Genomic DNA, 25,195 nt, shown 5'->3' on the forward strand with positions numbered 1-25,195 from the left:
GTGCATGCTTGCGCCACAGGGGATCGTGGGGCTGCCCGCTGGGTGCGCGGCAGTGGTCACCAAGCTGGGTCGCGCCGGCCCGACGCGAAGCACCGAGGGAGAAGCAAGCCATGAACACTATCGCCACCACCGCCTTGTGTGCCTTGATGGCACTCGCGGCAGGCAGCGCCATTGCCGGCAACCACCCGGATCCGGCGCAACTCGCGGACAGGCCCAAGGCCACCAGCGTGTTCCTGACGAATGTCACCAGCGTCGAGGACAGTTGCGGCGGCGTGCGTTACAGCGCCATCCTGAACATGTTCGGCACCAACAACGATGGCGGCGGCAACGATCTCATCTGGTTCACGATCTTCGACGACAACCAGGAGAAGTTCGCACAGTCCTTCTCCGCGCCGGTGGGCCAGTCGCGCCAGTTCCAGGTAGTCGCCGAATACCCCGGTCGAGTCGGCCAGGTCGCGCCCGGCATCGGCATCTACGTCGGTGAGACCCGTGGCGACGGCGGCCTGATCCTGATCGACCCCTTCTTCCCGACGCTCACCTCCGGCTGCACCATCGGCGGCACGCCGCCGGCGCTGGGATTCAGCCCGAGCACCGGGTCAACCATCAGCTACAACGCTGCAGGCGCTGCCAGCGCGATCGGTGTCAGCAACGCCGGCGGCGGCAGCGGCGGCGGTCCAGCCGGCACCACCACGCTGACCACCTGCACCATCACCGGCGGCGCGGCTTTCCCGACGACATCGTTCAACCCGGCGATCAGCGCCGTGGGCAGCGGAGCGCCGTCGCCGGCGAGCATCACCCTGCCCGCCTGCGTGCCGCAGGCTGCTACCGCCACCGCAAGCCTGCGCTGCCTGGAGACCCGCGGTTCCGGCGGCACGCCGGCGCAGCGCACCTGGACCCTGAGCTGCCCGGCCAGCGTCGCAGCGACGCCGCCGCGCCTGAACGCGCCCCTGGTGGAAGCGTTCGCAATCGGTGGCGGCCTGCCCAATGGCAACAGCCAGGCGCCGGTGCTGTCGCGCAACGGCGCCAGGATCGCCTACACCTCGGACGCCAGCAACATCGTCTCCGGCGATCCGAACACGCGTCCCGACATCTTCCTGCGCGATCGCGTGTTCAACACCACCACGCGGGTCAGCCAGCTCGCCGAAGCGCTCAACCCCGGCATGCAGGAGGGCTACGACGATCCGGCGATCTCCGCCGATGGCAACACGGTGGCCTTCACCGGCACTTCCGGACAGGTCTATGCGACCGCGGGCAGCAGCGCGCGCAAGATCAGCGCCAACGCAAGCGGCAGCCTGGGCAACGCCCCCTCCGCGAATGCCTTCCCCATCAGCGATGGTTCGCTGGTGTTCTTCGACTCGCGTGCCACCAACCTGCTGAGCGGCAATGATGGCAATGGCGGCATGGACGACATCTTCGTCAAGAACCTCGGCAACGATTCGGTCACGCTGATTTCGCGCGATCCCAACGGCGGCCCGGCCGACGGCCCGAGCGCGGCCCCATCGGCCTCTGCGGATGGGCAGACCATCGTGTTCCACACGCTGGCCACCAACATCGTCCCCGGCGGCACCACACCAACCGGTTTCAGCCAGAACTTCGATGGCGTGACGGCACCCTCGCTGCCGGCAGGATGGACTGCGCTAAACGCCACCACCGGCAACAACTTCCGCTGGCAGACCACCACCGCCTCCGCCCCACCCGCGCCGAGCGCGCCCAACTCGGTTTACGTGGATGAGGAAGGCGTGGTCTCCGACAAGATGCTCGACAGCGCCCTGCTGACCGTCGTCGGCCAGCCTGCGACCCTGTCCTTCCAGCGCCTGCACAACCTGGAATCCAACTTCGATGGCCTGGTGCTGGAGATCTCGGTCAACGGCGGTGGCTACAGCGACGCCGTCACCGCGGGTGGCAGCTTCACCGCCGGCGGCTACAACGGCGTGATCAGCAACAGCTTCCTGAGTCCGATCGGCGGGCGCAATGCCTGGACTGGGAACACCGGTTCCTATGTGACCACCACTTACCGCCTGCCGGGCAACATCGCGAGCGGTGCCAGCGTGCGTTTCCGTTGGCGTGCCGCCACCGACACCTCGGTCGGCGGCGGTGAAGTGCATGTGGACAACATCACCTCGACCAATCTGTCGCTGCCGGGCTCGGTGGCGACCAAGCTGCCTTCCGGCGTCAAGGCCGGCACGATCCAGCAAGCGACGATGATGCGCGGCGGCGGCTTCGGCCAGAGTCGCTTCTACCTCAGCCGCAACCTCGCCAGCGGCGAGCTTGGCAACGGCGACAGCACCAACGTCAAGGTCACGCCGGACGGCCGCTGGGCCGTGTTCCAGTCGCTCGCCAGCAACCTGGTCACGGGCGATACCAACAATGTCAGCGACATCTACCGCGTCGAGATCTCGAACAACCAGGTGGTGCGGATGGACCGCGTCACCCTGACCAAGACCGGCGAGCAGCCCAACGGCAACAGCTTCCTGCCGCAGATCAGCGACGATGGCCAACTGGTGACCTTCCAGACCGAGGCCACCAACCTGGCGCCTCCGGATACCAACGGCCAGCCTGACGTGATGGTGAAGTCGATGGTCAGCGGTGACGTGCTGCGCATGTCGCAGACGACCGATGGCCAGGAGCCGAATGGGCTGACCGTGCTGCCGACGATCTCCGGCGACGGCAGCACGCTCGGGTTCTGCACGCTCGCGACCAACGTCGCCGGCGGCGACAACAACGGCGCCGCGGATGTGTTCACCTCCGGCATCCAGAGCAGCCTGCCGCGCGACGAGCCCGGCCTGGTGCGCTTCACGCTGCCCACGCCGAACCCGCCGAATGCAAGCTGCCCGGCAGGGTTCTTCTCCGCGGTGGTGGACGACGGTCCGGGCGCAGGCGTCACGCCGGGCACCTTCGGCGTGGAACTGCTGCTGGACGATCCGGGAACCCGGGTCCTCGCGGGCGGCCTGAACTTCGGTGGCCTGATCGATGTGGGCCAGGTGGGCTTCGCCGCATTCAACTTCGCCAATGCGGCGAACGAACCGCAGCGCCTGAACCTGTCGCTGACCGGCAGTCCATCGAGCAATGCGGCGGCGAGCTACCCGGTGCGCGTGCGCATCGCCCGGCGCACGGCGACCACCACCGACGTGGTCTTCGACAGCACCCAGACGATCTCGCTGAGCGCGCCGTTCAACACCAGCATCGACCTGCCGCCGGGCTTCTACGAGGCCACCGTGGCGCCGACCAGCGGTGCCGCGGGTGGCGCGCCGGAGGGCCAGTTCTTCTTCGGTCTGACGACCAGCTTCATCGGCCGTCCCGGCGGTGGGTTCCAGGGCGGCGCGGTGGTTGGCGGCTACCACGCCACCCACCCCTTCGGCGGCGTCAGCGGATTTGCCGCCTTCTGCCTCGCGACGCCGCACAGCACCAGCGTTCGCGTGCTCTCGCAACCTACCTACGGTGCTGCCGGTGCTCAGGACCTGCGGCTGCGCATGCAGGATGCGCAGCAGCGCGACCTGATCGCGGTGCCGAGCAGCAACTGAAGCAGTGCAACCCGATCGGGAGCGGCAGACGCCGCTCCCGATCGACACGGCTCAGCCCGCCGCGTCCGCGCTCCACTTGCCGAGCGCCGCGAGGCCGTTCTCGCGGGCGCGCTGGGCGACGGTCTTCTGCGCCGCGGCGAAATTGCCCTGCATGTCCTTGGCCCACAGCTTCAGCGCTGCAGTCTGCATCGCGCGGCCGTAGGAGAAGGACAGCGGCCACGGGTGCGGGCCCATCTGGTTCATCGCGTTCAGATGCGCGGTGGCGGCATCATCGCTTTGGCCACCGGAGAGGAACACGATGCCCGGCACCGAGGCCGGCACCGCCGCGCGCAGGCACATCAGGGTGGCTTCGGCCACTTCCTCGGTGTCCGCCTGCTCGTCGCAGTCCTTGCCGGCGATGACCATGCTCGCCTTGAGGATGGTGCCCTCGAGCATCACGTTGTGCTCGTACAGCGCGTTGTACAGCGAGCGCAGCGTCGCCTCGGTCACGTCGAAGCAGGTTTCGATGTCGTGGTCGCCGTCCATCAGCACTTCCGGCTCCACCATCGGCACGATGCCCGCTTCCTGGCACAGCGCGGCGTAGCGCGCCAGCGCGTGGCAGTTGGCGTCGATGCAGGCGGCCGACGGCTTGTCATCGGCGATGGTGATCACCGCGCGCCACTTGGCGAACTTGGCGCCCAGCGCCACGTATTCCTTCAGGCGCTCGCGCAGGCCATCCAGGCCCTCGGTGATCAGCTCGCCCGGGAAACCGGCCAGGCCGACCGTGCCCAGGTCCACCTTGATCCCCGGCAGCACGCCCGCAGCGCGCATCACGTCGACGAAGCGGCGGCCGTCCTTGGTCGACTGGCGCAAGGTCTCGTCGTACAGGATCGCACCCGAGATGTGATCGCCCAGGCCCGGCGTGGTCAGCAACATCTCGCGATAAGCGCGACGGGTCTCTTCGGTGCACTCGATGCCGACACCGTCGAAGCGCTTCTTGATCGTCTTGGAAGACTCGTCGATGGCGATGATGCCCTTGCCGGGCGCAACCATCTGGCGGGCGATGTCGGCGAGATCGGAAATGTCCATGGGTGTGGCCTTGGGCTGCGGAGATGGGCGCGGAGTATAGGGGTGGGGCGCTGGCTGGGGGCTGGTTGTCGGTTGTTGGTTGTTGGTTGTTGGTTGTTGGCAGCGAAGCGCGCGCGCCGAGGCTCCTGTGGGAGCCGACTCTGTCGGCGATCTTCTCCCGCGGCCCTGAGGAAAAGCTCGCGGCTGAAGCCGCTCCCACCAACTTACGGACCGCCGGCTCTTGCTGCCCACAACCCAGAACCCACAACCCACAATCCTCGTCCCGGGCACCATCGTTGACCAGCCCCTCGCGCCAGCCGGGCTATGCTCGCGGGCTCGCAAATCTGCTGGAGCTCGAATGATCCGTTCCTTCCTGCCCCTCGCGGTGGCCGCGGTGCTGCTCGGCGCCTGTGGCGAGGCGCCGCCGCCGGCTGCGCCCGCCACGCCGCCCGCTGCGCCCGCGGCCGACCCCGCACCGGCCGCCGAGGCCGCGGTCAAGCTGCCGGACGCACCGGCCACCGATGCCGCGATTCGCGCCGAAGACCTCGCCGCGCAGATCCAGATCATCGCCTCCGACGAGTTCGCCGGGCGCCAGCCGGGTGGTCCGGGTGAGCGAAAGACGGTCGCCTACCTGTCGCGCGAGTTCGCGCGCCTGGGCCTGAAGCCGGGCAACGGCGACAGCTACACCCAGCAGGTGCCGATGGTCGAGATCGTCTCCGAGGCCACCGGCCCGGTGCAGATCAGCTATGCCGACGGCAGCACGGACAGCCTGGCCATCGGCGACGAGGCCGTGGTGCAGACGCTGCGCGAAGACCCGGCGTCGGCGGTCAAGGACAGCGAGCTGGTGTTCGTCGGCTTCGGCGTCAACGCGCCGGAACTCGGCTGGAACGACTACGCCGGCGTCGACGTCAAGGGCAAGACGGTGCTGGTGCTGGTCAACGATCCCGGATTCGAAACCGGCGATCCGGAACTGTTCCGCGGCAAGGCGATGACCTACTACGGCCGCTGGACCTACAAGTACGAGGAAGCCCTGCGCCAGGGCGCGGCCGCCGCGCTGGTGCTGCACGACGACGCCGGCGCCGCCTACGGCTGGGAAGTGGTGCGCAACAGTTTCGCCGGCGCCGAATTCGATCTGCCGCACGTGGATGGTGATCCGGCGCCGCTGGCGATCCGCGGCTGGCTGACCAGCGCCGCGGCCCAGCGCGTTTTCGCGAAGCTCGGCCACGACTACGCCGCGCTGCGCAAGGCCGCCAACCAGCCCGGTTTCAAGGCGGTGCCGCTGGACGCGAAGATCAGCATGGGCGTGACCAGCCGGGTGCGCCACGCCGAGTCGGCCAACGTCGTCGGCGTGCTGCCGGGCAGCGAGCGTCCCGAGGAAGTGGTGATCTTCACCGCGCACTGGGACCACCTCGGGCGCAGCTTCCAGAGCAAGGAAGACGGCATCTTCAACGGCGCGGTCGACAACGCCACCGGCGTGGCCGCGCTGCTGGAACTGGCCGAGGCTTTCGCCAAGTCCCCCACGCCGCCCAAGCGCAGCCTGATGTTCCTGTCGGTGACCCTGGAGGAATCCGGCCTGCTCGGCTCCAAACACTATGTGCAGCAGCCGCTGATGCCGCTCAAGGACACCGTGGCGACGGTCAACATGGACGCGATCCAGGTGATCGGCAAGACCCGCGACGTGGTGGTCATCGGCCACGGCAACTCGGAACTGGAAGACATCCTCAAGCGCCACGCCGAGGAACAGGGCCGCATCATCGTGCCCGAGCCGACCCCCGAGAACGGCTTCTACTACCGCTCCGACCACTTCAACTTCGCCCGCGCGGGCGTGCCCTCGCTGTACGCGAAGAACGGCATCGACCACGTCGAGATGGGCGAGTCCTACGGCCGCCAGGTCGCCGCCGACTACGTCGCGCAGCGCTACCACAAGCCGTCGGACCAGTTCGACCCGAGCTGGGATTTGTCCGGCAATGTGCAGGACACGGAGCTGTTGTACGCGGTGTCGCGCGAGATCGCCGACGGCAACGCCTGGCCGAACTGGTACGAGGGGACCGAGTTCAGGGCGGCGCGGGAAGCGATGCGCCGGCAGTGAAAAGTGAAAAGGAAAAAGTGAAAGGGAGAGCGGGCGAGGCGTCGTCGCTCGCTCTTTTTCACTTTTCACCTTTCACTTTTGGCTGACCCCCCATGCCCCTCCACGCCCCCTCCGGCCGCTGGCGCCTCGGCCTCGCGCTGGCCATCGCCACCGCGCTGTTCTGGGCCACCCTGCCAGTGGCGCTGAAGGTGTCGCTGGAGGTGGTCGACGCCTTTACGCTGACCTGGTTCCGCTTCCTGTTCGCCACCCTCGCGCTCGGCGCCTTCATCGCCTGGCGCGGGCAGTTCCGCCAGTTCCGCGGGCTGCCGCGGCGGGCCTGGTGGATGCTCGCCATCGCCGCGCTCGGGCTGATCGGCAACTACCTCGGCTACCTGCTCGGGCTGAACTACACCTCGCCGGCGAACGCCCAGCTGCTGATCCAGCTGGCGCCGCTGCTGATGGCCGCCGGCGGCGTGGTGGTGTTCAAGGAGCGACTCAACCGCGCGCAGTGGTTCGGCTACGCGGCGGTCGCGGGCGGGCTGGCGCTGTTCTTTGTCGAGCAGCACGGCCGCGCCGCGGCGCCGTCCACCTATGCCTTCGGCGGCTGGCTGATCGTCGGCGCCGCCGCCACCTGGGCGGCCTACGCGCTGGTGCAGAAGCAGCTGCTGCGGCGGCTCGACTCGCAAGTCATCCTGTGGGTGATCTACGCCGCCGCGGCGGTGCTGCTGCTGCCGCTCGCCAGCCCGTCGAAACTGCTCGCGGTCGACGGCGCGCACTGGGTGGCGGTGATCTATTGCGCGCTCAACACCATCGGCGCGTACGGCGCCTTCGCCGAGGCCCTGGCGCACTGGGAAGCCTCGCGCGTCAGCGCCATCCTCGCGATGACCCCGCTGCTCACGGTCGCCACCGTCAGCGCCTTCGCCGCCTTCATGCCCGGCCTCGTCGCCCCCGAACGCATCGGCGCCATCGGCTGGATCGGCGCGCTCGCGGTGGTCGGCGGCTCGGCGGCGGTCAGCTTGCTGGGGTCGCGTCGCTGAGGTTTTCGCTTCGGGCGGATCGGTTCAACGCGGAGACGCAGAGGACGCCGAGAAAGGCAGAGAAGCGCTGCGAACCTGGGCCTTTGCCTTGCTCTGCGTCCTCTGCGTCTCCGCGTTTGACCGGTCCCGGGCTGGCGCCCGACCGAGCTTGACACCCTGCGTGTCTCGCCTGACCATTCCTTACGCTTCGTGCGAACGTAAGGAGAATGCGATGAGCGAAGCCACCCTGACCTCCAAGGGCCAGACCACCATTCCGCGCGAATTGCGCGAGCAACTGGGCCTGGTCGCCGGTACGCGCCTGGTATTCACCGTGCTGGACGACGGCAGCATGCTGGTGCGCGCGAAGCAACGTCCGGTCAGCAGCCTCCGCGGCTTGCTCAAGACCGACAAGCGCCAGCCACTCGGCGCCTTGCGGCGCTGAGCGTGCTCGCGCTCGACACAAATGTCCTGGTCCGCCTGCTGGTTGCGGACGATGCCGCGCAAGCCCGGCGCGCCGAGCAGTTGATCTCTACCGAACAGGCCACCGGCCGCCCAGTGCTGCTGTCGCTGTTGGTGATGCTGGAAACCGAGTGGGTGCTGCGCAGCCGCTACGAGTTGCCGAAGGAGCGCATCGCCGACGCCTTCACCGCGCTGCTGGAAACCGAGGCCCTGCTGATCGAGGACGAAGATGCTTTGGCGCGCGCGTTGTATCGCTGGCGCCGCCAGAACTGCGGCCTCGCCGATTGCCTCATAGCCGAGCGTCACCGGTCACTCGGTGCCAGCGCCACCGTCACTTTCGATCGCCTGCCAGCCAAGCGATCGGGCATGCAGCTCCTGCCACCTTGATCGCCGCCAGCCCGCACCCAGATAGACCAGTCCCCCGGTGCGGCCAGACGACATGACCCCAGCCACCCCCAACCGCGCCACCGCCCGCCGGGTGTTCGCCGAACTCTGGCCGTATGCGGTGCAGCACCGCTGGCGCATCGCGCTGGTGCTGGGCCTGCTTGGGCTGGCCAAGGTGGCCAATCTCGGCGTGCCGATCGGCTTCAAGGCGATCGTCGATGCGCTCAGTCCCGCGGAGCAGGCGCTGGCGGTGCCGGTGGCGCTGCTGTTCGGTTACGGCCTGCTCAGGCTCTCCGCGGCGGTGGCGGGCGAGATGCGCACCATCCTGTTCGCGCGGGTGCACATCGGCGCGCGGCGGCAGGCTGCGCTGCAGACCTTCCGCCATGTGCACAACCTCGGGCTGCGCTTCCACCTGGAGCGACGCACCGGGGGGCTGAGCCGGATCATCGAGCGCGGCACCGGGGCGATCGAGGACTTCCTCTACTACTGCGTGATCACGATCGCGCCGACCCTGTTCGAGGTGGCCATCGCCACCGCCTTCCTGCTGTACGCCTACCCCAACATCTTCGCGGTGGCCACACTGGTCACGCTGGCGATCTACGTGGTGGTCACCATCGTCATCACCGAGTGGCGCACGCGCTACTACCGGCGCATGCACGAGGCCGACAACGAAGCGGCCGCGCGCGCGGTCGACAGCCTGCTGAACTACGAGACGGTCAAGTACTTCGCCAACGAGGAGTACGAGGCCAAGCGCTACGACGAGCAGCTCGGGCGCTGGCAGGCGGCGGCGGAGAAGAGCTGGTTCACGCTCGGCGTGCTGAATGCCTCGCAGGCGATCGTGATCGCCACCGGGCTGACCGTGCTGATGATCCTGGCCGCGCGCGAGGTTGCCGCCGGGCGCATGACCATCGGCGACCTGGTGCTGGTCAACACCCTGCTGATCCAGCTCTTCGTGCCGCTGAACATCCTCGGCATGATGTACCGCGACATCAAGCAGGCGCTGACCGACATGCAGCGCATGTTCGAGCTGATCGGCGAGACCCGCGAGATCGTCGATGTGGCCGACGCGCCGGCGCTGGCGGTGCGGGGCGGCTCGATCCGCTTCGAGGACGTCGGCTTCGCCTACGATCCGCGCCGCAGCATCCTGCACGGGGTCAGCTTCGAAGTGCCGGCCGGCCACACCATCGCCGTGGTCGGCGCCAGCGGCGCGGGAAAAAGTACCCTGGCGCGTCTGCTGTACCGCTTCTACGACGTCGGCAGCGGCGCCATCCGCATCGACGGCCAGGATTTGCGCGCGGTCAGCCAGCACTCGCTGCGGCACGCCATCGGCATCGTCCCGCAGGACACCGTGCTGTTCAACGACACCCTGTATTCGAACATCGCCTACGGCCGCCCCGAGGCCAGCCGCGAGGAGATCATCGCGGCGGCGAAGGCGGCCCAGATCCATGAGTTCATCGAGCGCCTGCCGGACGGCTACGACACCGTGGTCGGCGAGCGCGGCCTCAAGCTCTCCGGCGGCGAGAAACAGCGCGTGGCGATCGCCCGCACCATCCTGAAGAACCCGCCGATCCTGCTGTTCGACGAAGCCACCAGCGCGCTCGACACCGCCACCGAGCGCGAGATCCAGGCGCAGCTGGACGCGATCGCGAAGAACCGCACCACGCTGGTCATCGCGCACCGGCTGTCGACGGTCGTCGGCGCCGACCAGATCCTGGTGATGGACGCCGGCCGCGTGGTCGAGCGCGGCACCCACGACGAGCTGCTCGCGCACGACGGCGCCTACGCCAAGCTCTGGGCCCTGCAGCAAGCCGAGGCCGAGGCGGCCTGAGGCTTTCCGGGGCTGGTTAAACGCGGAGACGCGGAGGACGCGGAGAAAAGCCAGGTGCATGTCGGCCTGTCGCGGGCTGATCCGGCGGCACGCCCATGCCATCGCGCCGTTCAGGCTTTGCTCTTCTTCGCGTCCTCCGCGCCTCCGCGTTTAACCGGCCCGGTCGGAGCCATCTTACAATCCGCGTCATCGCCCAGACCGTCCCGCCCCATGTCCGCCAAAGGCCCCAACCACGCCAAGCTCGACCAGATCGTCGCCGCCAGCCGCAAGGCCGCCGAAGAGCGCGGGCACGGCTACCGCGAGCAGGCGCTCAAGATGTACCCGTGGATCTGCGGCCGCTGCGGCCGCGAGTTCACCCGCATCAACCTCACCGAGCTGACCGTCCACCACCGCAACCACGACCACGACTGCAACCCGCCCGACGGCAGTAACTGGGAACTCTTGTGCCTGTACTGCCATGACAACGAGCACCAGCGCCAGATCGAGCACGCGCTCGGTGGCGGCGGCCTGCTCGACGGCGCCGCCAAGCCGGCCGCGGCCACCCACAACCCGTTCGCGGCGTTGGCGGGGTTGATCAAGAAGTAGCTCGGAGCTTGCTCCGCTGCAATACCGTAGAGCGGAGCTTGCTGCGATGCGCCAGCCGAGCAGGCTCGGCTCCTTCATTTCTGCGGCGGCTAGTCGGTCGAATTGCCTTCGCCGCGGACCTTCCCGGCCGCCATCGGCACGCCGGTCAATTCAGTAGTCAAGGCGATCAGCTTTGCGCGCGCGGCGGCGTCGTTGGCTTGGGGATGCGGTGTGGCCAGGGTGGCGCCGTTGTAGAACGCGCCGGCCACGAGATCGGGTGCCGTGATCAGGCGCATGACCGCATCGCGGCCCTCGTCCACGGTGGTGCGCGGCTGCGCGCCGGCGCCCCGGACCATGGCGGTGTCCATCATCGTGGCCGGGTGCAGGGAGATCATGGTGATGCCGTCGGCGGCGAAAGCGGGAGCCAGTTCGACGGTCATCGACACCTGCGCCAGCTTGCTCTGTCCGTAGCCGCGCGCATGCGCGCCGGGCTTTTCCAGCATCACGTCGTCGAAGTCGATCGGCGCGGCGCTCCGCGAGGCGACATTGACCACGCGCGACGGCGCCGCGGCGACAAGCGCCGGGCGCAATCGATGCACCAGCACCCACCCGGCGAGGTAGTTGACCGCAAACTGCAGCTCATGGCCGTCGGCGCTGGTCTGGCGCGGCTGCGCGCCGGTGATCAGGACGCCGGCGTTGTTCACCAGCAGATCGAGCTTCTGATAGTCCTTCGCGATGGTGTCGGCGAACGCGCGCACGCCTTCCAGCGAGGCGAAATCGGCGCCGACGAAGCGTGCCGATCCAACCCCTGCCTCGGTGATTTCGGCAACCAATGCCTGGCCGCGTTCGGCGTTGCGTCCGTGCACGATGACATGGGCACCTTGCGCCGCCAGCGCACGCGCCAGCTCCCGCCCAAGGCCATCGGTGGAGCCGGTGACCAGCACCGTCTTGCCTTTGTACGACAATGGCGCCGCGGTGTCCTGCGCGAGCACTGGAGCCGCCAGCGCGATCAGGGCCGCGAGGGTAAGGACGAGCAAACGCGCAATCCGCATGGCTGGGGCTCCGCCTGGTGTCGGGACGAGCATAGTCCCATTCCGCGGAGGTCCGATGGCAGACGCTGGCGTGTATCTCGACGACCTCATGCCCTTGCGCCGGGCGCTCCTCCACCCACTGGCGGCGACGCTCATGATCCGCGCCACTCGGCGGATCCCGCCCCTGCAGGACTCGGCGGATGCACCGAGCGAGGGCTGGCGGAGGCCGATGCGGCCAAACTGATCCCGGTCGAGGAACTGCTGAAGGAATACGGGTTGACGGCAGGAGGGGTGTACTGGACACCCGGAGCCCGTCGGCGTCTCAAGGAGATCGAGACCTACATCGCCGAACGCGGTTCGCCAGAGATCGCGCGCAGCGAGGCCGCACGGCTGATCCGGCGCACAATGACCCTGCAGCAGCCACCGCTGACCGGCAAACGGCTGCGGCGATACGTGAACGCCGATGTGCGGCAATTGCTCGAACGACCGTATCGGCTGATCTACCGCGTGACCGCCGAGCGCATCGAGATCATCACGGTGCTCGATTACCGTCAGCTGATGCCATCGGACCTGGAAGGACTGGGCCAGGCGCGCTGCAGCTGAACCGCGTTGCCGCCGACTTCAGACGCGGGTAGATCGGCCCCAGCTGGCGCGTGGTGGCGCCGTCCGGCCCAAGACCTTGGCGACGCGGGAATCGCTGACGCCGGTGTCAGAATACGGAGGATCTGCGGGTGTCCTCGTTTTCCCCATCAGGGTGAACGCGCCGGCACCCGCTCCAGCCGCCCCTTGCGCTTGACGATGTTCTTGTAGTCCCACTGGATCACGCGCGCCTTCTCCAGCCAACGCCGCAAGTCCGCGTCGAGCACCTCCGCGGCAGCGTTGTAGAACACCGAGGCGTCCTTGAACTTCTTGCCCAGCACATTCAGCCCTGCCTCCCCGAAGTCCGCGCCACTCCAGAACATCAGGCGGATACCGGGCTTCTCCCGGCTGTACCCGGCCACCGGATTGCCATCCAGGAACCACACCGGATGCCCATGCCAGACCTTGTTCGCGGCCTCGGGCAGGTATCGGTCGATCGCTTCCCCAAGCAGGACGCAAACCTCACGATGCGGCGGGTCTTGGCGCTGGTTGTAGAGGTGGGTGTCTGGATGCATGAGGTGCCTCATGGTGGCCGGGTGGCCGCCCGGGAGCGCAACGGTGTCCTTAGATCTGCCGGCTGCCAGTGTGCTCGATTTTCTTCCGGACGGAGCGGCAAAGCGAGGACACGGACGGAGCGGCAAAGCCGGCAAAGCGAGGACACGCACGAATGGACGCGCGCGTCAGCGGTTTCCGACAGCCCACGCCAATCCGGCCGCGCCATGCTCCTCACATGACGCAGACTTCCACGCGCTGCCACCCCAGCAGCCCGCTAACCTGCCGCGTTGACCTGCGCAACGATGTCCTCGACCGCAGCATCCAGTGATTTCCAGATTGCCTGCTGAACGCTCTGGCTCTCCAATGCGTAGGTGGTGACATAGCCAACGTGGCAGTTCAGCGCCCTTCTGCTCCGGTATCGCACGCCGTCGATCTCGATTTCCAGGTCCACCGACGCCAGGTCAACGCCACGCTTGGCGCTGCCGTCGGCGACTACGGCGGCGGCGTAGGACACCCCTGCCAACCCGGCCGGATTGAACCCGTTTTCCTCAATGCAGGCCTGGAACCGATGCACCAGGATGGCATTGCCCGATACCCGCGTGGGCATCGCATGCTCCAGGCGCGTCTGCAGCGCCACGATCCGCGATGGGCTGAATGCCGCCTCGCCGATCTCACGCCCCGGCACGGCCAGGCAGCGGGAGTTGAACTTCAGCTCATTGCCGGGTCGTTCGTCACTTATGTTCAACGACCCGGACGGGTTTCCTGCGGCGTCGACCAGCAGCGCCGACGGACCGGCGCAACCGACCAAACCCACGAGGACGACAGCAAGCGCGACAGGTGCGTGCACATTCATTCGAAAATCAAGGGGTAGGAATTCCAAAGCCACTTTTCGCGCAGTGTACGCAGCGAACTCGTGCCGTCAAGGATCCGGCAAGCGGGCCGTAAGCAAAGCGAGGAAGCAAAGCGAGGACACGCACAAGCGAGCGCAAAGCGAGCACAAAGCGAGGACACGCACCACAAAGCGAGGACACGCACAAATCGGAGCTTTCGGACGCGCGCGTCAGCAATTTCCGACAGCCCACGCCAATCCGGCCGCGCATGCTCCGCACATGACGCAAGCCCGCTCTCTCTTGGTCCCTGCCAACGCTCACGGCGTCTATCACTGCGTGTCGCGCTGTGTACGCCGCGCTTGGCTCTGCGGGCAGGATCCGTTGACCGGCGCCGATCACGAGCATCGCCGGCAATGGGTCGAAGACCGCCTGGCGCAGTTGGCCGATCTCTACGCCGTCTCGATCTGGGCCTATGCCGTGATGAGCAATCACCTGCATGTGGTGATCGAGATGCACGTCGACATCGCCCGGTCCTGGAGTCCGAACGATGTCGCTACTCGCTGGCTGGGGCTGTATCCACCAGAGGAAGGCCAATTCGAAGCGACGAAGGCGCAGATCGTCGCGAACGATGCCCGGCTGGCGGTGCTGCGCGCGCGGCTCTGCAGCCTCTCGTGGTTCATGAAGTCACTCAGTGAGCCCATCGCCAGGCGCGCGAATGTGGACCCACAGCGTGCGCGCGGTCAAGTCTGAGCACGGCATCTGTCGCGTGATCGGCAGTGAGAGTGCGCTCCTCGACAAAGCCGCCGAGATCGGTCAGCGCTGGCTGCGCGGCCTGGGCGTGGCTCGTTCGCTCTCGAACTGAGCGCGACAGGCCATCCTTTTCGGCGCCGCGGGCGCCTGGGGGCGTTGGCTTGCGCCGGCCCAACCCATTGAAACCAAGAAGTACTCAGCAGCGTATGGCGCGTGCCTCCGCGTTCGTTGGTTGTGGAATCGATGGATGTCCCAGCTTTTCGACCCGGTTCACCTACTGGTCGGCGTCGATGCCCAGTTGACCCAGCACCGACGGCGGTCTTCCGGTGATTCGCCCTCGCTTGGTGGGATGCCACCGGCGGCCGGTGGCATCCACCAGTTCGATGTACTCCCGCGTGGAAACGCAGGTCACCAGCCGGCCACAGGTGCTGAGGGTCGGCAGCAGGGCGGCAGTTTGACCGGCCGTCTGCGCGTGGCGAAGGTCTTCCTGGCCGGGACATGCCAGAAGTAGGTCGGTTGTTGGGCTCCTCGTCCTAAGTTATCATGCAGTTAGCGGACATTCCGAACAACCTACGTTAACAGGTAGCAAAGTCGATGCGAGGGCGCGGAACTGCAACCAAGATCGTTGTTCTAATGCTCTCGTGGGAGTAGCCTGAGCGGATCGGCACGTGGCGAAGTGACGTCGCGCAACAAGACAACGGAGACCAGCATGAGCATTCCTAACAAGAGCACTGCATTCCGCAATGAACCTGTTTTCAGTTCAATCCGGGCAGCGGCAACACAAGTTGCGAAGGCCAAAGCAAATGCGCTCGCCCGGTCGCAGTCCGGCGCGATAAAACAAGTCAACCAAGCGCAGCACTCCGTCAAGAAGGCGTCGTAGCACCGAATGCCTGCCGTGCGCCCCGTCTTCTATCAAGCAGCGGACTATGAAAGGCCGCATGTTGACGATCATTCGGGGCGTAGCGGTGAGTCCAACGGATACCGCGATCCGTTTAAGAAGGACGTAGGGCGCCTGGTTCACAGTGGTTGTTTCAGAAGATTGCAGGGAAAGATACAGCTCTATCCAGGCCTAGACAGCGACTTCTTTCGCAATCGACTAACCCACTCAATCGAAGTCGCCCAGATTGCGCGGTGCATTGTCCTGCGGATCAATGCTGGGCTTGCTAAGAAGCAGAAGGACGGCGAGCCCGGCTTGATCAGCGAGTCGCTCTTGGAGTTCGCTGGACTGGCGCCTGATCTGGGGCATCCCCCGTTTGGGCATACTGGTGAGAAAGCCTTGGCCGAATGCATGGCGAAACTCACCGGCATGAAGGCCAGTTTCGAAGGCAATGCGCAAACCATTAGGATCCTGACCTTTCTGGAGCGCAAGGTCTCAAGTCAAGGGAGATTCTCGTGGGGTCTCAACAATACGAACCGTGCGATAGCTTCTGTCCTGAAGTATGACAAGGAAATAAGTTCAAGTGTGGTTGGCATCCGCGATGAGGATATCGCGGCGCATAGAGAGAAAGACTATGTCATCAAGGGATTTTATAGTGACGATGCGGCGGCGATTCGAAATGCCAAGATCGCAGCCGCAGGTTCTGAAGATGATTGGACTAAGCTTGGGGGAAAGGTCGTTGAATGCGCGATAATGGATATTGCGGATGACATCGCTTATTCAACCTATGACCTGGAAGATTCTTTCCAAAGCGGCCTCCTGAACCCTAACGATATACTCAGAGACGCGTTCGAACTCGCAGAAGTGCTTTGCGGAGATGCGAACAAAGCGCTAAGGAAGGATTCTGAGTATCTGAAGAAGAGCTTTGAACCGTTCACGCCGGAAGAGGTTTTTGAGGGGTTGATTGATATCTACCACATGCTGAATGGCGATCCAGCAGCCATGGAGCAGGAAGTCGAGCAAATAGTAGCGGCTCGGAGTTGGCCACAACATTCTCAAAACACGCACAGTGACCGAAAGGCGGCAGTTCGAGCATCGCTCCAAGCGCTCGCGGGAAACGCGCTGCATGAAGATTCGGTGTATCGGACTTTCGTAACGTCTTCGTTTGTCGGGTTCTTCGTTAACAAGGTGAAATTCTCGTTGAACCGCCCAAATCCGGCCTTCAGCAAGGTTTGGTTAGATCGGTCTAGTCGTCTGGTACTGGAGATTCTAAAGAATCTGACCTATCGCCTAGTTATCGGCTCACACCGATTGCGGATCTATGAACGGCGCGGACTTGATATCGTCAAGCATGTCTTCGACGTGATCGCGAAACAACCGGCACTAATGCCGGACTATTTTTTTGAGTGGTATAAGGCAACCACTGAATCCCACCTTCCGCCAACTAACCTCGAAGGCGAGGCAAGATTGCGCGGGGCCCGTGCCATTTCTGATTTTATCGCCAGCCTAACCGACGGGCGAATGGTTGAACTGTATGCGAGGTTCACTTCTGAGGATCACCATACCATTTTCAAGCCGCCGGTTGATTCCCCGTTTTGAGCGAAATCAAGCGTTGTCGATCAGTCGAGGTCCGTAATTCTGGTAATCCGAGACACGGCAAGGGCGCCATTGTAGAAGAAGAGGGAGGACACCAGAGTCTTCGATCGGTATTTTTGGATTGGGATGAGACCATGGCCAAGGTGACCTCCCAAACTGCGCTGTTCGAAGACGACTACCTGCTCCGGGAATTGGGGCAGGTAGCCCATGTTCCGCAGGTGGCGTTGACGGAGCTTGTCGCCAACGCGTGGGATGCGGGCGCGTCGAAAGTGAACTTGACCCTACCCGCCGACATCGGCGGAACATTGACGATTGCTGATGATGGCCATGGGATGACGCCTGCGCAGTTTAAGAAGCGCTGGATGACCTTGCGCTACAACCGGGAAAGGCATCAAGGTCTGAGCGTCGAGTTTCCTTCGGGTCGGTCGGGACGTCCACGAAGGGCCTACGGACGCAATGGCGTGGGCCGGCACGGATTACTTTGTTTTGCGGATCAGTATCAGGTGGAAACGTGGCGGGAGGGCGTCCTCGCGACTTTCATCGTGGGCACAGAATCCGGCCCCAGCCCCTTTGTGTTGCGCAATGAAGTTGTCACTGGTCGAGACGGCTCCGGCACGCGACTCTCGGTGCAGGTCGAGCGCAATTTGCCAGACCTCGAAGAGATCTTGACCGTTCTTGCAGCGAGATTCATCCACGACCCGGAGTTCGAGATTCGAGTCAATGGCAGGCAACGTTCGTTCGCAGAGATTGACGGCAAGGTGAGCGAGAAGTCGATTGACCTCGGCAACGGCCGGAGCGCGAATGTCATCGTCATTGACTCGACTCGACTCAACCATTCCTCGGTCCACCAGGGCGTTGCCTTCTGGGTACAACGACGGCTTGTGGGAACACCGTCTTGGTCCATTGGACACGTTGCATCATTCGACGGGCGAACACGATTTGCACGGCGATACAAAGTGATTGTCGATACGCAAGGCTACGACGCAGACGTCGAACAGGATTGGACTGCATTCCGCCCGACCGACTCGGTGCGTGATCTTTTTCGCGCGACCGCAGAACACATAGGCAAGGTAGCGCAGGAACTGGCGGCTGAGGTCGTTGAGGCGACGTCCGAAGACGCACTGACTCAGAACCGCGGCGAGCTGTCCACGCTTGGGCAAGGCGCCCGCATAGAGGTTGCCGAGTTCACCAAGCTCGTCGCCCAAGCGCATCCAACAATATCCCCGGACTTCTTGGCCACGGCCGTCAAGGCCGTCATCCACCTTGAGAAATCAAAGAGCGGAGCGGCATTGTTACAGAAACTGTCGATGTTACCCGCCTATGACATTGAGGGGCTGGACAGGCTGCTAGCTGAATGGTCGATCAAGGATGCGCTGCGTGTGCTTGATGAGATCGACAGCCGCATCGGCGTGATAGAGACCGTCCAGAGATTGGCGGATGACCCGGCCACGGACGAGCTCCATACGCTTCATCCCTTGATCTTGCGTTCCCGGTGGCTGTTCGGTCCCGAATTCGAATCACCGGAGTACTGCTCCAATGCCACGCTCAAGACCGTGGCCAGCGAGTTGTTCAAGAACACCGACGCACAGTTCATCAATGATCGAAATCGCCCGGACATTGTCGTCTTGTCGGAGAACACCAGTTGGCAAATGACGGGTATCGAGTCTTTCGATCCCGCGGACGCCACGATTACCCGGATGCAACAGGTTCTGGTGATTGAACTAAAGAATGGTGGCTTCGAACTCACGCGCAAAGAAGTCAATCAGGCCGATGGCTACGTTCAGGACATTGCCAAGTCTGGAGCGATGTCCGGCACCCCCTTTGTCTGCGCGTGGGTCGTTGGTCAGAAGATTGCGGCAGGGGTGGAACGGGACAAAAAATTGGGCTCACCTGAGTATGGACGGGTTCGGGCAACAACTTTCGGTTCGTTGGTGGATACGGCAAACGCCCGCCTCCTGAAACTCCGCACTGTTCTTGCTAATCGTTACGAAGGCGTCGCCACCGACCAGTTATTGGACCGCGTTTTGGGTCAGCCTGTTCAAGCAGCAGTTGCGTTTCCCAGCATCGGGAATGCGACTTAGGGAAGGCGAGGACACACGCTCCCCCGTCAAGTCGATATTGGTACGGCAGGGACCCTCACCCATACCTCCCCAACGCCCCCACCAACATCTCCCGCATTTGCTCCCGCAGTTCCGGGGGCGCGATGACTTCGGCGTCGGCGCCGTGGCGCTGGACGTCCATCAGGAGTTCGCGGGGGTTGGTGTAGGGGACGCTGAGTTCGAGGGTGCCGTCGGGGAGGAGGCGTTGGCGTTGTTTCGGGTGCCAGATCTCGTCGGCGATCCAGCGGGCGGCGTGGGGGGTGAAGTGGAGGATGGCGGTGGCGACGGTGGGGCCGGCGAAGATGCCGTAGCCGGCTTCCTGGTGGGCTTGCAGTTGCTCGATGGGGAGTGTAAGCGTCCGACAGCGCCCATTGGTGCTCTGCCGGCGAGGATCTGTTACCCCGATCTCGGTGCCCAGTTCATCGGCAGCAGCCCGTCGATGTCCCGGTTGAGCGTCGTCGGCAGGCGCTCCAGGACATCAGTCAGATAGGCCAGTGGGTCGTGGCCATGCGCCTTTGCGGTCTCGATCAGGCTGGTGGCTATCGCACACGCCTCGCCGCCGCGTTCGCTTCCTGCGAACAGCCAGTTCTTGCGCCCAACCGCGATTTCTCTGAGCGCGCGCTCGGCGGCGTTGTTGTCGATGGCGATCGCCCCGTCGTCGAGATAACGCGTCAGCGCAACCCAGTGCTTGAGCGTGTAGCCGATGGCCAATGCCGTCTGCGATTTCGGCAATAGCTCACGCAAGCTGTCCTCGCACCAGACCGGAACGCGTCGAGGATCGGTCGTGCATCGCGTTGTCGCCGTTTGCCGCGCTCCGGCGGGCTTTCTCCGGCCTCGCTCGCGGCCCGCTCGATGGCGAACAACTCGCCGATGCGCTCGACCGCCTCGTGCGCCAGCACGCGCTGGCCGCTCTTGTCGGCCAATGCGGCGATCTCAAAGAACTTGCGCCGGGCGTGAGCCCAACATCCCACCTCACGGATCTCGGGTCGCTGGCGGTACAGCTCGTCGTAGTTGCTCGCCGCGTCCGCCTGCAGCCAACCACCCTTCCACGAGCGCATGAAGTCGCGCACATGCTGGCCGGCCTTGTCGGCCGTGAAGTCGTACACCACGATGGCCGGATCGCGGCCCACATAGGCCCAGGCCCGTGCGCTGATCGTGCGGCCCACCGACTGTAGCGGCAGCACGGTCTCGTCGACGTGGATCACCGACTGCTGCATCAGCGCCGCCTGCAGGCGCAGCACCAGGGCTTGAGCCACCCCGACAACGCGATCACCCAGTCCGACAGGGTGCTGCGCGGGATCGCCACGCCGCCCCGTTGATAGATCTCCTCGATGCGGAACAGTGGCAGGTGATCGGCGTACTTGGACACCAGGAGGTGCGCGCCGAGGCTCGCGTCCAGGTGCGAGCCGTCGATCAGTTGCGCCGGCAGCCTGGCGCAGCGCACGCCCGCTTCCGGCTGCCGCGGATCGGCGTACTTGGGGCGCACGATCAGCTTCTTGAAGAAGGCCGCCGGCGAAGCACAGCTTGACCGTCACTTCCTCGCCGATCTTCTTGAGCGGCGTGCCGTCAGAGGCCACCTTCTCGGACGCGGGCAGATCGACTTCGACCCGCTCTTCCGGCAAGCCCTTGGGCAGCACCAGACGCTGGCGTTCCACGACAGTCTTCTTCGGCGCCACCGGTTGCTCGGACTGGATCTCCTGCTCGATCAGCTCGATGTCGGCATTACCAAACATCGTCAGCTGATCGGCGTTCCCCGAGGACGCCCCGAAACGCTGCCGCCTGAGCGCGGCGAGTTGCTGTTCGAGGGCGGCGAGCGCGCTTCGGCGCTCTCGGCGCGAGCCAGCGCCGCCTCGTAATCGGCGCGTGGGACGACGTCGGTGCTTGCCAGGACCATTCCGGCAGGCTACCCAGCGAGCACCGGAAAGCAATGCAGTAACTGATATGCCGTCAAAAAAGACAGATCGATCAAGCCACCCGCATCGCGGTTACCGGGCGTAGCCTGCGCACCGACAGATCGATCCCTTCCAGCACCAGCCGCAGGTCGCTCTCCGACAGCGCCCCCGCCGTCACCGACGAGAATTGTCCACGCTCCAGACGCTTGTACATCAGCCACCAGCCATGACGGTCGTACCAGAGGATCTTGACCTTGTCGCGGCCGCGGTTGAAAAACACGTGTGCACTCGACAACGCCCGCTGCGGTCCCAGGCTCGCCTGCACCCGCAGCGCCAGGCCGTCGATCCCGAGGCGAAAATCCACGGCATCGGCACATACCCAGACCGGAAGGCCGCCAACCATCAGCGCCGACGCTCGAAGCGCAGTGGCTCGCCAACCAGCTCACGCAGCAACCGCCGACGCCAGGCCATGAAGGTTGCATACGACCAACCCTGCGCCCGGCAATACACCCGAGCGCTCAGGCGACTGCGCGAAGCGGCGCAGATGCGCATGAACCAGACCAACGAACCGAGGGAACGGGCCACGGCAGGACCCCGATGCCGATGAAGCCGTCAGCCTCGCAGCCATCCGAGATGGACGGAAGAATGGGCGCGGTCGGACGGATACCTTGCAGTTGCTCGATGGGGAGTTCCAGGGCGGGCTCGGGGATCAGTTCGGGCTTGCGGATGCGGTCCACGGCGAAGCGACGCAGGCTGGCGGCGGTGGGATCAAAGGCGTCCAGGTACCAGTTGTCGCGGTGGTGGGTCAGGGCTTGCGGTGAAACCTGGCGCTCGCGGTCTTCGCCGGTGGAGCGGGACTGGTAGTGGAAGCGCAGCTGGCGGCCGTCGAGGACGGCTTCGGTGACCAGGCGGAAGGTGGTGGGGTTGCCGCGCCGGGCCTGGGTGCGCAGCACGCGCAGGCGGTCCAGGCGGCGGGCCTTGTCGCCCAGGAATTTGTGGATGCGCGGCTGCAGGGGGCCGAGGGCTTCCTTGAGCATGCCGCTGTCGCCGCGCTGCAGCAGTTGCTGGGCCAGCAGCAGGGCATACAGCTCTTCGGCGCTGAGCCAGACGCCGGGTAGCTGGAAGGCGCTCGCGTCGCGCTGGACGTAGCGCCAGAGGCGCGCGGGATCGCCTTCGAGTTCCAGCGGCGCGCCCAGGGTGTCGCGCATGAAATGGAGGTCGCGGTAGAGGGTGGAGCGCGAGCACTGCGCTTCCTCCATCAGGCGCTCGTTGCTCAGGCCGTAGCGGTGGCGGCTCAGCAGGCCGTGCAGCAGGGCGATGCGTTCGGTGCGTTCCATGGGCGCGTGCGTCGCTGGCTTGGACTGCAGAGATGCTGCGTGCACGCCGCCGGGTGGGCAACGGCGCGTGTGCGCGTCGACGAGCACCCGGCGATGGGTCTGCGGCATCCGCGGCCGAGTACGGCGCTGCGGCTGCGCAGATCGCCGGCGCGCGGTCGCGGCTGGTCCGACACCGGCGCGCGGGTGGGTTGGCTTGCGTGATCGGGTGCGGCGGAACGGGTGAGCGGGTCACCCGCACGCGCGGTTGGGTTCCGCGGTACGCGAGCATGGGTTGGCGGGTCTGCGTCGCCGGGTTGCCTGTCACCCGCCGGCGCATGGCGGCGATGCGCGATCTGGTCTTGCGCTACCGGCGCGCCGGTCCGCGGGTACGCGCAGCCGGGTGTGCCGGCACCGGTCGATGGGTACGGCGCCACCCGGCTGCGAGGTGCGCCAAGCCCGATGGCGATGCGCAACCATCCGCGCGCCGGTGCCGGTCGACGGCTGGGCGCAGTCACGGGAGCCCGACGGTGCATGCGCGGCGATGGGTCGACGGGTTCGCGGTCATCGCACGTGAATCCGTCGCAATCATGCGTTCAGTTGAATTTAACCTCGGATTCATCGGGTGAATGTGCGCGGGGGTTTCATGGCCTCACCCCGGACGCACCGTCCGGACCGCGATCCGAAGCCACGAAGGCCAGGACGCTCCCTCGCAGTAACCAAGAAGGAATGAGCCATGACCATGCGTAACCTCGTCAACCTGACCCTGAGCGAAGCCCAGGCCCAGAACATCGAAACCGCCCTCGTCACGCTGGAAACCGAGCTGGCCGGGCTGATCTCGCTCAGCCAGACGGACAAGCGCCGGATGCACAAGATGGGGGTGAAGAACGAGAGCTTCAGCCGCCAGGCCCTCCAGGTGGTCAGCCAGAACCCGCAGATGGTGCCGGCCAACATCCCGGTGGGCGATGCCCTGGCGGACATCAAGCTGCTCGACCAGCTGCGTCCCTGGCTGACCCGGCTGACCCGTCTGTGCGACCGTGGCAACGACACCGATGCCGCCCTCGGCAACGACATCATGGCGGTGGCCCTGCAGGCCTACGGGCTGCTGAAGCTGACCGGTCGTGGTGAAGGCATGGAGACGCTGCGGCGTGAACTGTCCGGCGTGTTCTCCGGCGGCCGGCGCTCGCCGAAGGGCGAATCCGGCGAAGCGGGGCCGGAGCGCAAGGCGGCGTAGCCGCTCACGCTGCAAAGAGGTCAAGGAGAGAGCCGCGCGAGCGGCTTTTTCTTTGGTGGGGGTGCGACGAGGTCACCCGCAGAACGCGAACTATGGCGTGCCTTGCGGACAGCTGGCGGGCAGCAGATCGAGGCGTTTCTCGATCAGGCGCTGATCCCGGTCCTCCGGCGGCGCGGCGAACTTGAGATCGTCGTTTCGAAACAGCACGCGCCACTCGCCATCGTCGTCCCGGGTCCAGACCGAGGTGTATTCGGCGCTGTTCCACTTCCAGCGCGCTTCGGTCTCCGGGCGGGTGTCTTCCTCCCAGGTGAAGCCGTGCACGATCGCCGTGCGACCATCGCCGCCGACGGCGGCCACGGCCGGTCTCCAGCGCAGGCGGAAGGTCTTCCCGGCCAGCGTGCCTTGCCAGTCGCGCAGGATGTTCTCTCGCCCGCTGGTGCCGGCGAAGTGCATCCCGCTGCCGAAGACGCGCCCGCGTGCACCAACGCTGCGAACGCGGCCTCGTCATGCCGCTCGACCGCCAGCGCCAACTGCCGATCCAACTCCCAGACCTCGCAGGCGAGCGGACTCATGAGCACCGGCGGCGGAGGGGCGGCGCCAACAGTTGCAATGGCTCGGTCGCCAGCGCCGGGAAGCTGGCCGCCGAGAGCAGGCTCGTCAGCGCCAACCTGAGGAAGCGTCGAGTCATCGGTTGGAATCCGTCCTGGGCAGGCTGTTGTCGACCACGATGGAAGTGCAATGGTTCACTGCGGGCACCGGCGGCCGGTGTCTTCGACCAACTCGATGTACGCGGTTGCGGAGAGCGCAGTCACCGTCCGGGGGCGCGTTTGACGCACAAGGAGGAGCGTTAGAATGGATATCGAGTCCAGATCCAAGGCCATATCGATGAACGTCGAAGAGCTCAAGCGTGAGGCGCATGCGCTGATCGATCGACTGCCGGATGACGATCTGTCCTGGCATCGCCTGGCCTACCACTTCGGTGTGCGTGGCCTGCTGGAGCAACGATTGTCGCAGGGCGAGACAAACGGAATCGATACAGCGACGCTTCGCCAGCGGCTTGGGCTCTCGAACGCCGCATGAAGCTGCGCTGGAACCCTGCGGCCGAGTACGACCTTTACGATATCCATGGCTACATCGCCAAGGATCAGCCGACCAACGCGGATCGGTTCGTGGCACGCTGATTGAGCGGGCAGAACAGGCGACACGGTATCCAGACAAGCATAGAAAGGTCCCGGAATTGGACCGCGACGACGTTCGCGAGGTGTTCGAAGGTCAGTACCGGATCATTTTCCAGGTGCATGCGCACGAGGTTGAAGTGATCGCGGTACTGCATGGCTCGCGGTTACTGCGAGACCTCACCCTGTAGCGGTTCCGCGGGCTGCAAGCTGAGGTTGACTCGAATCGTCGCGTGCCCATTGCCGACGCCTGCGGCCGAGCAAGCTCAGCTCGCCGTTGGGTCCCCTGAGCCGAGCAAGCTCGGCTCTACGCCAACACCCACAACCCACACCAACACCCGCTCGCACCCCGTCACGGGCTCGCGGCTGTAGCTGCC

General features: G+C 65.4%; 27 protein-coding genes and 2 pseudogenes. 16 read left to right on the top strand and 13 right to left on the bottom strand.

Annotation, left to right across the window (positions count from 1 at the left end):
• Positions 1 to 110 precede the first annotated feature (110 nt).
• A complete protein-coding gene (locus IPK27_11325; GenBank protein MBK8068183.1) occupies positions 111 to 3,521 on the top strand; it encodes a hypothetical protein in 3,411 nt (1,136 codons plus the stop codon).
• A gap of 51 nt (positions 3,522 to 3,572) precedes the next feature.
• Here IPK27_11325 and IPK27_11330 read toward each other — a convergent pair whose 3' ends face one another.
• Complete coding sequence (locus IPK27_11330) at positions 3,573 to 4,589, bottom strand: fructose-bisphosphate aldolase class I (GenBank protein ID MBK8068184.1); 1,017 nt, start codon at positions 4,587 to 4,589, stop codon at positions 3,573 to 3,575.
• Between the two features lie 337 nt (positions 4,590 to 4,926).
• Here IPK27_11330 and IPK27_11335 point away from each other — a divergent pair, with 337 nt between their 5' ends.
• From IPK27_11335 to IPK27_11360, 6 genes are all read left to right on the top strand, one after another.
• Positions 4,927 to 6,657, top strand: coding sequence for a M28 family peptidase (locus IPK27_11335; GenBank protein ID MBK8068185.1), 1,731 nt, complete (start codon positions 4,927 to 4,929; stop codon positions 6,655 to 6,657).
• Between the two features lie 92 nt (positions 6,658 to 6,749).
• Positions 6,750 to 7,673 carry a DMT family transporter gene (locus IPK27_11340; protein MBK8068186.1) on the top strand — a complete coding sequence of 308 codons (924 nt, stop codon included), beginning with the start codon at positions 6,750 to 6,752 and terminating at the stop codon, positions 7,671 to 7,673.
• Positions 7,674 to 7,884: 211 nt separating this feature from the next.
• Positions 7,885 to 8,094 (top strand): AbrB/MazE/SpoVT family DNA-binding domain-containing protein, encoded by a 210-nt coding sequence (locus tag IPK27_11345; GenBank protein MBK8068187.1) that lies wholly within the window; start codon positions 7,885 to 7,887, stop codon positions 8,092 to 8,094.
• Positions 8,095 to 8,096: 2 nt separating this feature from the next.
• Positions 8,097 to 8,498, top strand: a complete 402-nt coding sequence (locus IPK27_11350; GenBank protein ID MBK8068188.1) for a type II toxin-antitoxin system VapC family toxin — start codon at positions 8,097 to 8,099, stop codon at positions 8,496 to 8,498.
• A 52-nt stretch (positions 8,499 to 8,550) separates the two neighbouring features.
• Positions 8,551 to 10,323 carry an ABC transporter ATP-binding protein/permease gene (locus tag IPK27_11355; GenBank protein ID MBK8068189.1) on the top strand — a complete coding sequence of 591 codons (1,773 nt, stop codon included), beginning with the start codon at positions 8,551 to 8,553 and terminating at the stop codon, positions 10,321 to 10,323.
• A 210-nt stretch (positions 10,324 to 10,533) separates the two neighbouring features.
• Positions 10,534 to 10,908: an HNH nuclease family protein gene (locus IPK27_11360; protein MBK8068190.1), complete on the top strand. Its 375-nt coding sequence runs from the start codon at positions 10,534 to 10,536 to the stop codon at positions 10,906 to 10,908.
• An 89-nt stretch (positions 10,909 to 10,997) separates the two neighbouring features.
• Here IPK27_11360 and IPK27_11365 read toward each other — a convergent pair whose 3' ends face one another.
• Positions 10,998 to 11,852, bottom strand: a complete 855-nt coding sequence (locus tag IPK27_11365) for an SDR family NAD(P)-dependent oxidoreductase (GenBank protein ID MBK8068191.1) — start codon at positions 11,850 to 11,852, stop codon at positions 10,998 to 11,000.
• A gap of 357 nt (positions 11,853 to 12,209) precedes the next feature.
• On the opposite strand from IPK27_11365, the gene IPK27_11370 reads away from it, so the two are divergent.
• Positions 12,210 to 12,521, top strand: a complete 312-nt coding sequence (locus tag IPK27_11370; GenBank protein MBK8068192.1) for a type II toxin-antitoxin system RelE/ParE family toxin — start codon at positions 12,210 to 12,212, stop codon at positions 12,519 to 12,521.
• Between the two features lie 146 nt (positions 12,522 to 12,667).
• Here IPK27_11370 and IPK27_11375 read toward each other — a convergent pair whose 3' ends face one another.
• Both IPK27_11375 and IPK27_11380 read right to left on the bottom strand, forming a co-directional pair.
• Entirely contained in the window at positions 12,668 to 13,072 is a 405-nt protein-coding gene (locus tag IPK27_11375) for a DUF1801 domain-containing protein (GenBank protein ID MBK8068193.1), read from the bottom strand.
• 254 nt (positions 13,073 to 13,326) lie between these two features.
• Positions 13,327 to 13,905, bottom strand: coding sequence for a hypothetical protein (locus IPK27_11380; protein MBK8068194.1), 579 nt, complete (start codon positions 13,903 to 13,905; stop codon positions 13,327 to 13,329).
• A gap of 277 nt (positions 13,906 to 14,182) precedes the next feature.
• On the opposite strand from IPK27_11380, the gene IPK27_11385 reads away from it, so the two are divergent.
• The gene (locus IPK27_11385; GenBank protein MBK8068195.1) at positions 14,183 to 14,632 is read left to right on the top strand and encodes a hypothetical protein; all 450 of its coding nucleotides are present in this window, start codon (positions 14,183 to 14,185) and stop codon (positions 14,630 to 14,632) included.
• 274 nt (positions 14,633 to 14,906) lie between these two features.
• Here the strand turns inward: IPK27_11385 and IPK27_11390 are convergent, their stop codons facing one another.
• A complete protein-coding gene (locus IPK27_11390) occupies positions 14,907 to 15,044 on the bottom strand; it encodes a hypothetical protein (protein ID MBK8068196.1) in 138 nt (45 codons plus the stop codon).
• A gap of 297 nt (positions 15,045 to 15,341) precedes the next feature.
• Here IPK27_11390 and IPK27_11395 point away from each other — a divergent pair, with 297 nt between their 5' ends.
• The 3 genes from IPK27_11395 to IPK27_11405 all read left to right on the top strand — a co-directional run bounded on the left by IPK27_11395 (position 15,342) and on the right by IPK27_11405 (position 19,186).
• Entirely contained in the window at positions 15,342 to 15,512 is a 171-nt protein-coding gene (locus IPK27_11395; GenBank protein ID MBK8068197.1) for a hypothetical protein, read from the top strand.
• Positions 15,513 to 15,527: 15 nt separating this feature from the next.
• Positions 15,528 to 17,108, top strand: coding sequence for a dNTP triphosphohydrolase (dgt, locus tag IPK27_11400; protein ID MBK8068198.1), 1,581 nt, complete (start codon positions 15,528 to 15,530; stop codon positions 17,106 to 17,108).
• A 131-nt stretch (positions 17,109 to 17,239) separates the two neighbouring features.
• Positions 17,240 to 19,186, top strand: a complete 1,947-nt coding sequence (locus tag IPK27_11405) for an ATP-binding protein (GenBank protein MBK8068199.1) — start codon at positions 17,240 to 17,242, stop codon at positions 19,184 to 19,186.
• Between the two features lie 55 nt (positions 19,187 to 19,241).
• Here the strand turns inward: IPK27_11405 and IPK27_11410 are convergent, their stop codons facing one another.
• The 7 genes and pseudogenes from IPK27_11410 to IPK27_11440 form a co-directional block, all read right to left on the bottom strand.
• The gene (locus IPK27_11410; GenBank protein ID MBK8068200.1) at positions 19,242 to 19,622 is read right to left on the bottom strand and encodes a WYL domain-containing protein; all 381 of its coding nucleotides are present in this window, start codon (positions 19,620 to 19,622) and stop codon (positions 19,242 to 19,244) included.
• Positions 19,601 to 19,948, bottom strand: a complete 348-nt coding sequence (locus tag IPK27_11415) for a transposase (GenBank protein MBK8068201.1) — start codon at positions 19,946 to 19,948, stop codon at positions 19,601 to 19,603. The genes IPK27_11410 and IPK27_11415 overlap by 22 nt, the downstream gene beginning before the upstream one ends.
• A 71-nt stretch (positions 19,949 to 20,019) precedes the next feature.
• Positions 20,020 to 20,481: pseudogene (locus IPK27_11420) on the bottom strand (transposase).
• Positions 20,421 to 20,690 carry a transposase gene (locus tag IPK27_11425; GenBank protein MBK8068202.1) on the bottom strand — a complete coding sequence of 90 codons (270 nt, stop codon included), beginning with the start codon at positions 20,688 to 20,690 and terminating at the stop codon, positions 20,421 to 20,423. The pseudogene IPK27_11420 and the gene IPK27_11425 overlap by 61 nt, the downstream one beginning before the upstream one ends.
• 118 nt (positions 20,691 to 20,808) lie before the next feature.
• Positions 20,809 to 21,147, bottom strand: a pseudogene (locus IPK27_11430) (transposase).
• Between the two features lie 22 nt (positions 21,148 to 21,169).
• On the bottom strand, positions 21,170 to 21,460 hold the full coding sequence (gene tnpB / locus IPK27_11435; GenBank protein MBK8068203.1) for an IS66 family insertion sequence element accessory protein TnpB: 291 nt from the start codon (positions 21,458 to 21,460) through the stop codon (positions 21,170 to 21,172).
• Between the two features lie 154 nt (positions 21,461 to 21,614).
• Positions 21,615 to 22,433: a WYL domain-containing protein gene (locus IPK27_11440; protein ID MBK8068204.1), complete on the bottom strand. Its 819-nt coding sequence runs from the start codon at positions 22,431 to 22,433 to the stop codon at positions 21,615 to 21,617.
• Positions 22,434 to 22,439: 6 nt separating this feature from the next.
• Here IPK27_11440 and IPK27_11445 point away from each other — a divergent pair, with 6 nt between their 5' ends.
• Positions 22,440 to 22,634, top strand: a complete 195-nt coding sequence (locus IPK27_11445) for a hypothetical protein (GenBank protein MBK8068205.1) — start codon at positions 22,440 to 22,442, stop codon at positions 22,632 to 22,634.
• A gap of 511 nt (positions 22,635 to 23,145) precedes the next feature.
• On the top strand, positions 23,146 to 23,643 hold the full coding sequence (locus tag IPK27_11450) for a hypothetical protein (GenBank protein MBK8068206.1): 498 nt from the start codon (positions 23,146 to 23,148) through the stop codon (positions 23,641 to 23,643).
• A 90-nt stretch (positions 23,644 to 23,733) separates the two neighbouring features.
• On the opposite strand, the gene IPK27_11455 is transcribed toward IPK27_11450, so the two are convergent.
• On the bottom strand, positions 23,734 to 24,096 hold the full coding sequence (locus IPK27_11455) for a hypothetical protein (GenBank protein MBK8068207.1): 363 nt from the start codon (positions 24,094 to 24,096) through the stop codon (positions 23,734 to 23,736).
• A 399-nt stretch (positions 24,097 to 24,495) separates the two neighbouring features.
• On the opposite strand from IPK27_11455, the gene IPK27_11460 reads away from it, so the two are divergent.
• Together IPK27_11460 and IPK27_11465 are read left to right on the top strand one after the other, a co-directional pair.
• Positions 24,496 to 24,723, top strand: coding sequence for a hypothetical protein (locus IPK27_11460; protein MBK8068208.1), 228 nt, complete (start codon positions 24,496 to 24,498; stop codon positions 24,721 to 24,723).
• Positions 24,701 to 25,009 carry a type II toxin-antitoxin system RelE/ParE family toxin gene (locus IPK27_11465; protein ID MBK8068209.1) on the top strand — a complete coding sequence of 103 codons (309 nt, stop codon included), beginning with the start codon at positions 24,701 to 24,703 and terminating at the stop codon, positions 25,007 to 25,009. The genes IPK27_11460 and IPK27_11465 overlap by 23 nt, the downstream gene beginning before the upstream one ends.
• Positions 25,010 to 25,195 lie beyond the last annotated feature (186 nt).

The organism is Rhodanobacteraceae bacterium (genome assembly GCA_016713135.1).
GTDB lineage: Bacteria > Pseudomonadota > Gammaproteobacteria > Xanthomonadales > SZUA-5 > JADKFD01.

Bases quoted from the DNA above. Each gene is read 5' to 3' on its own strand.
- IPK27_11325 (MBK8068183.1), top strand. From the start codon at position 111: ATGAACACTATCGCCACCACCGCCTTGTGTGCCTTGATGGCACTCGCG.
- IPK27_11330 (MBK8068184.1), bottom strand. From the start codon at position 4,589: ATGGACATTTCCGATCTCGCCGACATCGCCCGCCAGATGGTTGCGCCC.
- IPK27_11335 (MBK8068185.1), top strand. From the start codon at position 4,927: ATGATCCGTTCCTTCCTGCCCCTCGCGGTGGCCGCGGTGCTGCTCGGC.
- IPK27_11340 (MBK8068186.1), top strand. From the start codon at position 6,750: ATGCCCCTCCACGCCCCCTCCGGCCGCTGGCGCCTCGGCCTCGCGCTG.
- IPK27_11345 (MBK8068187.1), top strand. From the start codon at position 7,885: ATGAGCGAAGCCACCCTGACCTCCAAGGGCCAGACCACCATTCCGCGC.
- IPK27_11355 (MBK8068189.1), top strand. From the start codon at position 8,551: ATGACCCCAGCCACCCCCAACCGCGCCACCGCCCGCCGGGTGTTCGCC.
- IPK27_11360 (MBK8068190.1), top strand. From the start codon at position 10,534: ATGTCCGCCAAAGGCCCCAACCACGCCAAGCTCGACCAGATCGTCGCC.
- IPK27_11375 (MBK8068193.1), bottom strand. From the start codon at position 13,072: ATGCATCCAGACACCCACCTCTACAACCAGCGCCAAGACCCGCCGCAT.
- IPK27_11380 (MBK8068194.1), bottom strand. From the start codon at position 13,905: ATGAATGTGCACGCACCTGTCGCGCTTGCTGTCGTCCTCGTGGGTTTG.
- IPK27_11395 (MBK8068197.1), top strand. From the start codon at position 15,342: ATGAGCATTCCTAACAAGAGCACTGCATTCCGCAATGAACCTGTTTTC.
- IPK27_11405 (MBK8068199.1), top strand. From the start codon at position 17,240: ATGGCCAAGGTGACCTCCCAAACTGCGCTGTTCGAAGACGACTACCTG.
- IPK27_11440 (MBK8068204.1), bottom strand. From the start codon at position 22,433: ATGGAACGCACCGAACGCATCGCCCTGCTGCACGGCCTGCTGAGCCGC.
- IPK27_11450 (MBK8068206.1), top strand. From the start codon at position 23,146: ATGACCATGCGTAACCTCGTCAACCTGACCCTGAGCGAAGCCCAGGCC.
- IPK27_11455 (MBK8068207.1), bottom strand. From the start codon at position 24,096: ATGCACTTCGCCGGCACCAGCGGGCGAGAGAACATCCTGCGCGACTGG.
- IPK27_11460 (MBK8068208.1), top strand. From the start codon at position 24,496: ATGGATATCGAGTCCAGATCCAAGGCCATATCGATGAACGTCGAAGAG.